Annotated in this window: 11 protein-coding genes; 2 read left to right on the top strand and 9 right to left on the bottom strand. The window is 63.8% G+C overall.

All coding sequences use genetic code 11. The features are described 5' to 3' along the window. The first annotated feature begins 382 nt into the window (after nucleotides 1-382). Nucleotides 383-712, top strand: coding sequence for a hypothetical protein (locus tag VBO01S_RS32455; RefSeq protein ID WP_157627411.1), 330 nt, complete (start codon nucleotides 383-385; stop codon nucleotides 710-712). Nucleotides 713-770: 58 nt separating this feature from the next. Further along, nucleotides 771-1,784 (top strand): ImmA/IrrE family metallo-endopeptidase, encoded by a 1,014-nt coding sequence (locus VBO01S_RS31915; protein WP_169805073.1) that lies wholly within the window; start codon nucleotides 771-773, stop codon nucleotides 1,782-1,784. On the opposite strand, the gene VBO01S_RS32460 is transcribed toward VBO01S_RS31915, so the two are convergent. From VBO01S_RS32460 to VBO01S_RS21720, 9 genes are all read right to left on the bottom strand, one after another. Further along, the gene (locus VBO01S_RS32460) at nucleotides 1,781-2,710 is read right to left on the bottom strand and encodes an alpha-glutamyl/putrescinyl thymine pyrophosphorylase clade 3 protein (RefSeq protein WP_157627412.1); all 930 of its coding nucleotides are present in this window, start codon (nucleotides 2,708-2,710) and stop codon (nucleotides 1,781-1,783) included. The two genes, VBO01S_RS31915 and VBO01S_RS32460, sit on opposite strands and share 4 nt — an antisense overlap. Before the next feature lie 24 nt (nucleotides 2,711-2,734). Continuing rightward, nucleotides 2,735-3,730 carry a thymidylate synthase gene (locus VBO01S_RS21690; RefSeq protein ID WP_062479188.1) on the bottom strand — a complete coding sequence of 332 codons (996 nt, stop codon included), beginning with the start codon at nucleotides 3,728-3,730 and terminating at the stop codon, nucleotides 2,735-2,737. Between the two features lie 21 nt (nucleotides 3,731-3,751). Then, nucleotides 3,752-4,147 carry a DUF4031 domain-containing protein gene (locus tag VBO01S_RS31920; protein ID WP_306301675.1) on the bottom strand — a complete coding sequence of 132 codons (396 nt, stop codon included), beginning with the start codon at nucleotides 4,145-4,147 and terminating at the stop codon, nucleotides 3,752-3,754. A gap of 922 nt (nucleotides 4,148-5,069) precedes the next feature. After that, on the bottom strand, nucleotides 5,070-5,240 hold the full coding sequence (locus VBO01S_RS32465) for a hypothetical protein (RefSeq protein ID WP_157627413.1): 171 nt from the start codon (nucleotides 5,238-5,240) through the stop codon (nucleotides 5,070-5,072). 105 nt (nucleotides 5,241-5,345) lie between these two features. Next, nucleotides 5,346-5,735, bottom strand: coding sequence for a hypothetical protein (locus VBO01S_RS21700; RefSeq protein ID WP_157627414.1), 390 nt, complete (start codon nucleotides 5,733-5,735; stop codon nucleotides 5,346-5,348). Nucleotides 5,736-5,758: 23 nt separating this feature from the next. Beyond that, on the bottom strand, nucleotides 5,759-6,202 hold the full coding sequence (gene bamE, locus VBO01S_RS21705) for an outer membrane protein assembly factor BamE domain-containing protein (RefSeq protein ID WP_062479197.1): 444 nt from the start codon (nucleotides 6,200-6,202) through the stop codon (nucleotides 5,759-5,761). A 66-nt stretch (nucleotides 6,203-6,268) separates the two neighbouring features. Continuing rightward, entirely contained in the window at nucleotides 6,269-7,516 is a 1,248-nt protein-coding gene (locus VBO01S_RS21710; protein ID WP_062479200.1) for a beta-barrel domain-containing protein, read from the bottom strand. Next, nucleotides 7,513-9,705: a type I secretion system permease/ATPase gene (locus VBO01S_RS21715; RefSeq protein ID WP_062479203.1), complete on the bottom strand. Its 2,193-nt coding sequence runs from the start codon at nucleotides 9,703-9,705 to the stop codon at nucleotides 7,513-7,515. Before VBO01S_RS21715 ends, VBO01S_RS21710 begins: the two co-directional genes overlap by 4 nt. Beyond that, on the bottom strand, nucleotides 9,702-10,282 hold a 581-nt coding region (locus VBO01S_RS21720; RefSeq protein ID WP_169805074.1), incomplete at its 5' end, for a TolC family protein. The genes VBO01S_RS21715 and VBO01S_RS21720, both read right to left, overlap by 4 nt.

Below are 10,282 nucleotides of genomic sequence, written 5' to 3' on the forward strand. Positions count from 1 at the left end.
CCGATCTCCCACAGTTGGCCGACCGCTGTCGGACCGCGAGCGGTCTTACATCTCGGCCGAATTGGGACGAAGAAGTTGATGCTCTTCGGCGACATTCCGTTCACACGGGCTGCTGATGGCATTGGTTCAAGGTGATTGGGCAGAACAACTCATCACTCGACCTCCGAGCTACTCATACATTGCCGCCCCCCAATTCATGCTCTCGCCTGCTACTTGCAGCCCCAAGCCTCTACGCGCAGCCAATGACTGCAGCTTGCTGCTACCCACACAACCAATCTACACTTGCCAGCTAATCGACCGATGTCGAGGACGGATACCGGAATCAATCGTCTTTCAAGAAGATGTAGCGGCCTCGTGAACAGGGAGTGCGAGTAAAAAAAGAATGGAAGTAGCGTTTTCCTCGCGTGAACTTCGAACACAGTGCGAGAGCAATCATGTCGCCAAACGTTCGCTCGGTGAGAGTGCTGCAATGAGCTTGATGGGGCGACTTGCTGATCTGCGAGTTCTCGACTCTGCAGCGTCTTTGTTCGAAATGGGGCTAAACATCCACCCGGATCCAACGGTGGCCGGTCGACTCCACATCCCGCTTGGAGAAACACATGTGCTTGTTGCCGAAGCTGTTCTTCCGACAAGACTCGCCGCAAATAGCGCGCTGGAGTGGGCGAAGATTTCCAGATTGAAGCTGCTCAGGATCGAGAAGAAAAATGTCTGATCTAGCTCCATTCCTCCCAAAGTGGGCGTGTCCGCCCGGGGCCACGATCACTGATCTGATGAGTGCCCGGAAGATTTCATTCGATCAGCTCCGCGCTGCAATTGGGCTGACCGTGGAAGAGACGGTGCAACTCCTTCGTGGAGAACGGCGCATCACTGCATCACTGGCCGCACTGATTTCACAAACGCTCGGATTAACCAGCAAGTTCTGGGTTGATCGTGATCAGCAGTACCTTGATGACGTTGCCAAGTTGCAAGCGGAAGGAAAAGGGTGGGTTCGCTCTCTTCCGATTGCAGACATGGTGCGATATGGATGGGTGTCCGGGGCAGCGGAGATCTCCGAGAAAATTCGAACAGCTTTCGATTTTTTTGGTGTCACGAGCGTTGACGAGTGGCGCACGACCTGGATGTCCGATGAGGCCGGGTTGACCGCTTTTCGCTCATCGCCCGTGTTTGCGGCTGATGCTGCATCCATCGCAACTTGGCTCAGACAAGGCGAACTGGAAGCCCAAAGCATTCGATGCAAGCCTTGGTCAAGCGATAGTTTCGCTAAGTCACTTCCCGACCTCAAGCGACTATCGAGGCTCCGGGAGCCGGACCGATTTATTCCTGCATTGACAGATGCTTGCGCGAACCATGGGGTTGCATTTGTCGTCGTGCGTACGCCTAGGGGATGCCCGGCGAGCGGCGCAACCCGCTTCCTTTCTGCACAGAAGGCAGTGCTCCAGGTGAGCTTTCGCTACCTGTCGGATGATCATTTTTGGTTTACGTTCTTCCATGAGTGCGCGCATCTGTTGCTTCATGAAGGGCGCCTCTTCCTTGAGAATGGATCAGGTGGCCTTCAAAGCATCGAGGAGGAGCAAGCGAACGCATTCGCCGCCGACTTGTTGGTCCCGCCACAATGGCGAGACAAGCTCTCAACCGTCGGCACCGATCCAAAACGGGTCTTGCGCTTGGCGCACGATCTCGGCATCTCGCCGGGCATTCTGGTGGGCCAGTTACAGCACCTAGGCTTAGTTCGCCGTGATCGACTCAATTACCTCAAGAGGCGGTTTGAATGGCCTAAAGCCTAGCCTCGAAAGAGCTGATACGCGCTTGGGCTTTTTTGCCAGTTGCACACCGAATCCTCGAGAACCTGCATATCGACCTTGAGTGCGGTGCCTAGGCGGGCCAATTTTTCATCGAGCAATTTCGGGCTCGTGCTTGAGTCAATCTGACCGTCGAAAAGTAGGCGGGCTCCCCGAGTTGGCCCCGTCGCCTTGTCTACCAGATAGGTGGAGTCGGCTTCAATCGGTGCGAGATCGAGCTTTGCCAGCATGGTCAGATAGTCGAAGCAACCGACGCGACCGAATCTCAAGACGTCGTGCATTTCCCAGTACAGGATCGCGAAGGCAACTCTTGGGTTTCCTTTTGCCTGTCCAACCGCTCTCGCGATCCGCGCCTCGTGCGAGCCACCAGCCTTGATCCAGGAAACATAGCTCGCAACCACTGCTCCAGTGCCCTTACCCCCAGGTTTCACCGATTCGTATTTTCTGTGGTTCCCGAAGTGACCTTGTAGCGATTCGTAGTTTTGGTCAAGCCAACTCTGAAAGGCCCCCACATTCTTTGCAACCCGTTGCCAACTCCAAGGCTTACCTTGACCAAGTGAGCCATAGATATCGCCGCATAGACGCCAGCCGGTGGTGAGATTTTTTCCACAATGCGTGGAAAGAAATACTAGCCAGAACGCTTCCTCCATGTCTCCTTCTCTGGCCTTCAGAACTGCACCGCGGAGCGGGTCGAACATCGGACTGGAGCCCTCCAGTCGCTGGGGGCTGTGCTCCATTTCGCGAATCTTCCTGACATACTCGACTCGTCGAATGCTGTCGATGACTTGCTCGACAAAAGCCCATCGATTGTTGACGGGCACCACTCCTGTCAGGGCGTACTCTTCCTCATGGAACTTCGTAAGTTTCCTGTCCAGCTGCTTCGCTAGCTTTTCTCTGTCGCGGGTCTTCACAGTTCCTCCGTCGGTGACGCCTGTTCAGGCAAGATGGTCTTCAAAGATCTCCAACTGATCTCGAGGACCGACAAGTCCATTGATTCGCTTGCGGATGTAAAGGCCATACACCTCCGAAGACATCTTTGACTTGAGATGCCGGATCTGACCCTGACTTCCAGGTGCCTTGCTCAGAGCGAATATCTGGAGGACTCGAATGAGGTCTTGCCAATATGGGTTCAAGTCTGAGATCTGATCCTGAAGAGGTCGCCCTCGACGCAAGGAAGCCTCGCATCTGAGCACCTTGGCGACGGCTGGCCATGGAGAGCCCTCAGGCATTGGTGGCATGGGTACTCGCAGTTGCCACCCTTCTTCCAGATAGGCCCACGCTTTTTCGAAGTCCCGCTCATAGAGGTGCAGGCTTCCGACAAAGTGCTTGTAATGGCCGAGCTCTACGCCAATCGAACGGGCGACGAGCTCTTGCAACATCGTGAAAGCGAAAACGTCGTGCGGTAAACCCAGGTATGCATCGTTTGATCGCATCGAGGTCAGCATATTGAGTCGCCGATCTCGAATCATGAACTGCAAGGTGCAAGTACAGGGGATGTCCAGATGCTCTTCGAGCAAGTCCTTGCGATCAAAGATTTGCACTACGGCTTGACGCGAATCGGGCTTGCGCTTCAGTAGCTCGACAATCCTGTGAATCTGCGCTTGATCTTCGGCTCCGAAGATGCGCGGACCATAACCGCCGAAGATTGTCTTCTTGTCATCCGAGTAGCGGTCGTACCCGCTCAGGTAGTACTGAATGAAGTCCAGCCTGTTAGTACCCTTTAGGTACCACAGCCACTCGCCAAGACAGCTGAATAGGATTCCGCGCGCCTCCGTTCTGCTCAATCTCGCTCGAGGAGCATCGAGTTTGAGGAGCATCCCTGAGAGTTCGGTCGCAGGGCCTTTAGTCGGTTCGATGCGAGCACCTCGGGTCAAGAGACGCCTGAACACCTTAGCGAGCAGATCGTCGAGAGTCTCCGCCCTGATGTACATGAGGTCGTTCGCCTTTTCTACTCAGTCGAACAAACCAAATTGCTGACGCGCCCGATCTTGTGTCGCGTTGGCTTCCGCCCTCAAGGCTTTGGCGCACGCAATGACTTGACGCCGAGTTCCAGGCTGAGCCCCAACGAGCAACGCTTGCAGGCGCACGGGGGCTGTAATGTCGTAGTGTGGATACTTGGCAGCTGCATGAAACCATCTGCGAGGCAGCGCCAGTAATGCCGCAAAGTTGTGCAGCTCATTCAGACTGTCCGCGACAAGATGAGACCACCGTTGCCCATGCCGCTCAATGCAAGCGTTATCGATGTAAACCACCACCCCTCCGTAGGTTTTGCGAAATGTATCACGGTGTTCGACGCACTGGACAGGTGCCAAACCCTGACCGCAGTCTTCGTGTCCAAAGGACACCACCTCAGCGTCGAGCAACTAGATGCAGTGCTAGTACGGGAGCTTGTGAACTCCGATGCTCGAAAAAATTTCGAGGATCAAAAATGGCACTCCTATGCCGCTAGAAGCGGGCATTGAGAGGCTGGGTTAGAAATGCCTGCCTTCGCTGCAAAGCGGTCGCCCCCTCGATTGAGAAGCCGACGACTCTCGCACCTTGTCGCACTGAATGAAGGACATGGGGAAGTGAACTGCCACCGGTCACAAAGACGCGGCGGCCACCCAACTCCCCTACCCCTTCCCACTCTCCCCCAACAACCTCTCCGCCTCCCGCGCCAGATCCGCCGCGATCCACAGCATGTGATCCCGGTGTTTCTCTCCGGCTTCCTCGAACCACCCATTGCCGTCGCCGTAGCAGCACCACAGCAGGGAGTTCAACTGGGCCAGTTTGATTTCGAGGAGGTCTCGGGCGTCTTCGCCTGTGGGGGTGGACGAAGGGGTCGCGCCGCGTGTGCGGCGGGGAGATTGGGGCGTGGAACGCCCGGCCATAATTCGATCAGCCATTTGGTGTGCTCTCTTTCCAAAGTAATGCACGTCATGTGGTCAGACGGTCAGGGTGTTCACGCACCCTGGCCGTCGCCTTTTGTGCCTCACATTCGTGTCGCTGCTTCACAAAGAGGCAGCGACACCCGCCGTGAGGCAAGGCGGTTCATTCGCTCGTCAATCGATCAATGGATGCATGGGGAGAAGGCGTTCCTTTCACGGGGTTCGTCGGCCGCTACAGCGGGCCGTCTTGTCGCGGGGGCATTCACTGTAGAGAAGCGAAGCTGCGCAAGAGAAAAGAATTCGTCGACGATTTCTCGAATCGACGAGATATCTGAGGTGCCCCGGTTTTTCTGCTTTACCGGAGGCGGAGCGAAGCAAGACTCGGTGCGGGGCCGGCCGCCAGCTAGTGCGCGTGCGTGGCGCGCTCGGCTTCGCTGTCGTGGTGGTCCTGGCTGACCCCTCGAGCCGGCAGCGCGTCGGCCGCCAGCGCAAGGAAGAGCGCAAGGAGCAGCCACAGCGCCACGTCGCTCAACCGGTAGAGGTTCTTGCGAAAGCGCTTGGTGCGGCGGATCACGGCGCGCCTCCCGGGGCGGCCGTGGGGGCGTCGTCGTTCAACGCAGGAAGAAGACAACGCCCCATGCAGCGGACCGCATCCACCGCGAGGGCCGCGTCGTCCACGTCAGCCATGGGGCATGAGGTGGTACAGCTCCGGCAGAAAGCCGCCGGGCGCGGTGAGGCGCGACTTGAGCCGCACGACCAGGTGCAGGTCGTCCACCAGATGGATGTCGCCGCCGCGGTTCGTGAGCTGCAGCTTCACGGCCAGCAGGCCCTGCAGTTTGGCGCGGTGCCAATCGGCGGCGTCGGCGATCTGTGCGCGCGTCATGGCCGCGATGCCGATGCCGTGTTCCAGCTCGGCGGCACGCAGGCAGGCCACGACGCGGTCGACGCTTTTGAGCGTGCCCTCGATCACCTCCAGGCAACGCTCGGCCAGCCGCGTGGGCTCGTCGGCGGAGTTGCCGTACACGAAGGCCTCGTAGGGACGGGGCGCGCGCTTGGAATCGCGAGGCATGGGCTGCGGGCCGGCGTTGCGGCTCAGCGCGGCAGCAGGTCCAGGCATTGGCGGCGGCGCCACACGGCGCTGCGCACGGCCTGGCTGTCGTCGAACACGACCTTGTACTGGCACACGAGGTAGTTGGCCGACTGGGGCATCTGGAACTTGAAGTGGTAGTCCCACTCGGTGCCGAGCGCGCCGCGCTGTTGCTTCAGGGCCTGCCCGAGCACGGCGAGCACCTGGGCCTGGTTGAGGCCGGGCTTGATCTCGCGAAAACGCTCGGGCCGCGACACGACGCCGTCGCGCAGAAAGGGCTCCTTGAAGTCGGGGCGGCGCGCCTCGACGTCGCGGTAGTCGAGCTTGTCGGGGTTGCTCACGGGGTCCACGGGGTTGTCGCGTGCCACCGCAGGAGCGGCGGCGCCGAGCAGCGCGGCGGCGAGCACGAAGGCGGCAGCGGCGGGGGATGCGTGCGGGGTGGTTTTCATGGCTAGCGTCCTCTTGGGTCGGATGGGTGTCGGATGGGTTTGCGGGGAGAGATGAGCGCGCGCGGGTCAGCGCTCGCGCATGGCTTCGCGCGCCTTGTTCAGCGGCTTGGTCAGGTAGTCCCACACGGTCTTGCGGCCGGTGCGGATGTCGGCGGTGGTCACCATGCCGGGCACGATGGGCATGCGGCGGCCGGCCTTGTCGGTGAGCGCGTCGGAGTCGGTGCGCACGAGCACGGGGTAGTACACGATCTCGGGCTTGACCTCGTCGCGCTGGGTGTCGGGCGCGATGGTCACCACGCGGCCCTTGAGGCCGCCGTACACGGCGTAGTCGTAGGCGGTGATCTTGATCTGCGCCTCCTGCCCGGGCCGCATGAAGGCGATGTCGCGCGGCGAGATGCGCGCCTCGACCAGCAGCTGGTCGTCCAGCGGCACCAGGGTCAGCAGCGATCCGTTGGGCGGCACGACGCCGCCGATGGTGGTGACCTGCAAGCTCTTGACGATGCCGCGCACGGGCGAGTTCAAGGTAAGCCGCTCGAGCGAGTCGGCGCGCCCGCGCACCACGGACGACAACGACTTGACCTCGGCATCGGCCTTGGCCAGTTCTTCGCGGCTGCGCACCATGTAGTTGGCGCGCGCCTCGGCAATCTTCAGCTCCAGGTCGGCGGCCTGGCGTTGCAGGCGGATGAGCTCGACGTTGCTGGCCGCGCCGCTCACCTGCAGCGAGCGCGTGATGTCGAGCTCCTTGCGCACGAGCGCGAGCGCCTGGCCCAGGCCGGACACGGTGTCGCGCAGGCTGCCCTGGCGCGAGCGGAAGAGCGCGCTTTCGGAATCGACCAGTTGGGCGTAGGCCTTCAGTTCGGCGGGGAACTGCAGGCTGCCCTGCCCTTGCACCTCGGCGCGCAGGCGCACGCTGCTGGCCAGGGCGGCGCGGTAGCGCGCGGCGGTTTCTTCCACGTTCGATTCGCCGCGCGTGGGGTCGAGCTGCGCGAGCACCTGGCCCTTCTCGACGATCTGGCCTTCGTGCACGCGCAACTCGGCCAGGATGCCGCCTTCGAGCGACTGGATGCGCTGCTCGCGCGAGCTGGGAATCACCTTGCCCATGCCGCTGGACACCTCGTCGATCTCGAAGACCCAGGCCCACACGAAGAAGGCGAGCAGAAAGAGCGCGATGAACCACACGACGCGCGCGGAGCCGCTGGCGCGGGCTTCGTCGAAGTCGTCGGCGCCGCCGGGGCCCCACACGGTGGCGGTGGATACGGCCGGTGCCTGCGCGGCGGCCTGCACCTGCGCCTTGGTCAATGTCACGGCGTTCATGCCTGCCCCTCCTTGCTGCGGCCTGCGGAGGCCATGGCCTCGCGCGAGGCGACCGCGCCCTGGCGCAGCCGCGCCATCACCTGGTCGCGCGGGCCGTCGAGCACAACGGCGCCGCCGTCCACCACGAGGATGCGGTCGACCGCTTCGAGCACGGCCGGGCGGTGCGTGGCCAGCACCAGCGTGCGGCCGGCGGGCAGCGCGCGCAGGTGTTCGATCACTTCGCGCTCGGCGACTTCGTCGAGCGACGCGGTGGGCTCGTCGAGCAGCAGCACGCCGGGGCGGCGCAGCAGGAGCCGCGCGAGCAGCAGGCTCTGGCGTTGTCCGCCCGAGAGGCCGCGCCCGCCTTCGAGCAGTGGATGGTCCAGCCCGGTGGGCAGGCGACGCACGAAGGCCCAGGCGCCGGTGGCCTGCAGGGCCGCCACCAGTTCGGCGTCGGTGGCGTGGGGCGTGCCCATCTGCAGGTTCTCGCGCAGGGTGCCGTGGAACAGGCGCGCGTCCTGCGCGAGCAACCCGACGTCGCGGCGCACGTCGGCGGGGTCGATGTGGGCCATCGACACGCCGTCGAGCAGCACGCTGCCCGCGCGCGGTTCGATGAGGCCCGACAGCGCCTGCAGCAAGGTCGACTTGCCCGCGCCGTTGCGCCCGAGCACGGCAATGCGTTCGCCGGCGCCGATGTGCAGCGCCTTCACGTGCAGCGCGGTGGTCTGGCCGTCGTGGCTGAAGACGGCGTCGCGCAGCGTGTAGTCGCCCTGCACGGCGGGCCGGTGCACGCGGGTCTCGTGGGGCGGGTGGTCGACCGGCAGCTTCATGAGCTGGTCGAGCGCTTCGCCGGCCACCTTGGCCTGCTGCCAGCGGTTGAGCACCTGCGTCACGCCGGCCAGCGGCGCGAGCATGCGGGTCGACAAAATCGATGCGGCCACGAGCACACCGGTGCTCATGTGGCCGTCCATGACGAGCGGCGCGCCGAAGAACACGACGAAGGCGAAGGCGGCGCCCTGCACGGTCTGCGTCCAGTTGCTCAGGGTGTTGAGCAGCGCGCGCAGTTGCAGGCCCGAGTCGGCGTTGACGGCGTTGTAGTGGTTCCACTGGTTCTGGAAGCGCGGCTCGGCCTGCAGCCCCTTGATGTCGTCGATGCCCTGCACGGCCTCGACCAGCATGGCGTTGCGCAGCGACGACTCGCGCATGCCCGTCTGGGCCAGCGCGCGCAGGCGCGGCTGCGCCAGCAGGCTGGGCACGATCAGCAGCACGCACGCGGCCAGCGGCACGAGCACGAGCCAGCCGGCAATGAACCAGAAGAGCACGCAGAACACGAAGAAGAACGGCAGGTCGGCCACGGCCGCCACGGTGGTCGACGTGAGCATTTCGCGCACGGGCTCCAGCTCGCGCAGCTGCGAGATGAAGGTGCCGGTGGCGCGCGGGCGTGCCGAGCCGCGCACGCGCAGCGCGTGGCCGAACACGCGGTCCGAAATGCGCAGGTCGGCGCGCTTGCCCACCACGTCGGTGACGCGCATGCGCGCGCCGCGCATGACCCAGCTGAACGCGATCGACAGCAGCACGCCGCCGAACAGCACATGCAGCGTGGGCAGCGACTGCGCGGGCACGACGCGGTCGTACACCTGCATCGAGAACAGCGTGCCGGCCAGCGCCATGAGGTTGTAGGCCAGCGACGCGACGAGGATGTGGGCGTAGGGCCGCCAGTCGGCCAGCACGATCTGGCGCAGCCAGTGCGGCTCCACCGGGCGGATGTAGGCGTCCACGCGCGAGTCGGGTGCCGATTGCGCGGGCCGCAGCACGGCCATGGCTTCGAGGGCGGGTTGCAGCTCGTCCACGGTGCAGACGGTTTCCGCGCCCTGGTCGCCACCGAGCATCACGCGCAGGCCCTGCGCCGAGATGGCGGTGACCACGGCCACCTGCCCGTCGCGCAGCTGCAGCACCACGGGCAGGCGCCAGGGGCTCAGGGCGTCCAGGCGCGGCGCGACCTGGCGCACGGTGAGGCCGGCCTGGCGGGCCATCTGGCGCACGCGCTCGCCGATGTCTTCATGGTCGCTCCACGCGGCGGCGCCGCGGATGCGCTCGCGCGAGGTGTCGAGGTGGTAGTGGGCGGCCACGGCGAGCACCGCATCGACCCAGCCGGCGAGCAGCTCGGGGCCGCGCGCGGCGGACAGTTCGGGCATCGTGGTGGCGGTCATGGCTGGCCTCCGGCGACGAGCTCGCCCGCATCGACCAGCCCGAAGGCCTCGCGCAGGCGGCCCGACTGGTACAGGCACTCGACCGCGAGCCGCTGCACTTCGTGTGCGCTCTCGGCCTGTTCGAAGCGCGCGCCGTGGAACTCCTGCTCGGCATTGAGCAGGTCGAGCAGCGAGCGCGTGCCCAGCTGCAGGTACTGCTCGCGGTACAGGTCGCGCGTGCGCTGCGTGCTGTGCACGCGCGCCGCGAGCACGGGCAGGCGCAGCGCGTGGCCTTGCGACTGCACGCGCGCGTCTTCGAGCCGCTGGCGCACGCTGAGCTCGGCATAGCCCAGCGCAGCCTCGGCCGCCTCGACGGCGTGCGCGGCAGCGCGCTGGCGGGCCTGGCTGCGCCCGCCTTCGTACAGCGGCGCGGTGAAGTTGACGGTGAACGTGCTTTCGTTGGCCGACTGGCCGGCGGGCCGCGCGCCCGATTCGAGCCCCCGGTTGACGGCCGCGTTGAGCGACAGCGTGGGCAGCAGTTGCGCATCGGCACCGCGCAGCGCGGCCTGCGCCATGTCGCGCTCGGCCTGCGCCATCT

It is taken from the genome of Variovorax boronicumulans NBRC 103145, from assembly GCF_001591345.1.
GTDB classification, from domain to species: Bacteria; Pseudomonadota; Gammaproteobacteria; order Burkholderiales; family Burkholderiaceae_C; genus Variovorax; species Variovorax boronicumulans.

Coding starts and splice junctions, on each gene's coding strand:
- VBO01S_RS32455 (WP_157627411.1), top strand. CDS start 383: ATGGAAGTAGCGTTTTCCTCGCGTGAACTTCGAACACAGTGCGAGAGC.
- VBO01S_RS31915 (WP_169805073.1), top strand. CDS start 771: ATGAGTGCCCGGAAGATTTCATTCGATCAGCTCCGCGCTGCAATTGGG.
- VBO01S_RS21690 (WP_062479188.1), bottom strand. CDS start 3,730: ATGTACATCAGGGCGGAGACTCTCGACGATCTGCTCGCTAAGGTGTTC.
- VBO01S_RS21700 (WP_157627414.1), bottom strand. CDS start 5,735: ATGCCTCGCGATTCCAAGCGCGCGCCCCGTCCCTACGAGGCCTTCGTG.
- bamE (WP_062479197.1), bottom strand. CDS start 6,202: ATGAAAACCACCCCGCACGCATCCCCCGCCGCTGCCGCCTTCGTGCTC.
- VBO01S_RS21710 (WP_062479200.1), bottom strand. CDS start 7,516: ATGAACGCCGTGACATTGACCAAGGCGCAGGTGCAGGCCGCCGCGCAG.
- VBO01S_RS21715 (WP_062479203.1), bottom strand. CDS start 9,705: ATGACCGCCACCACGATGCCCGAACTGTCCGCCGCGCGCGGCCCCGAG.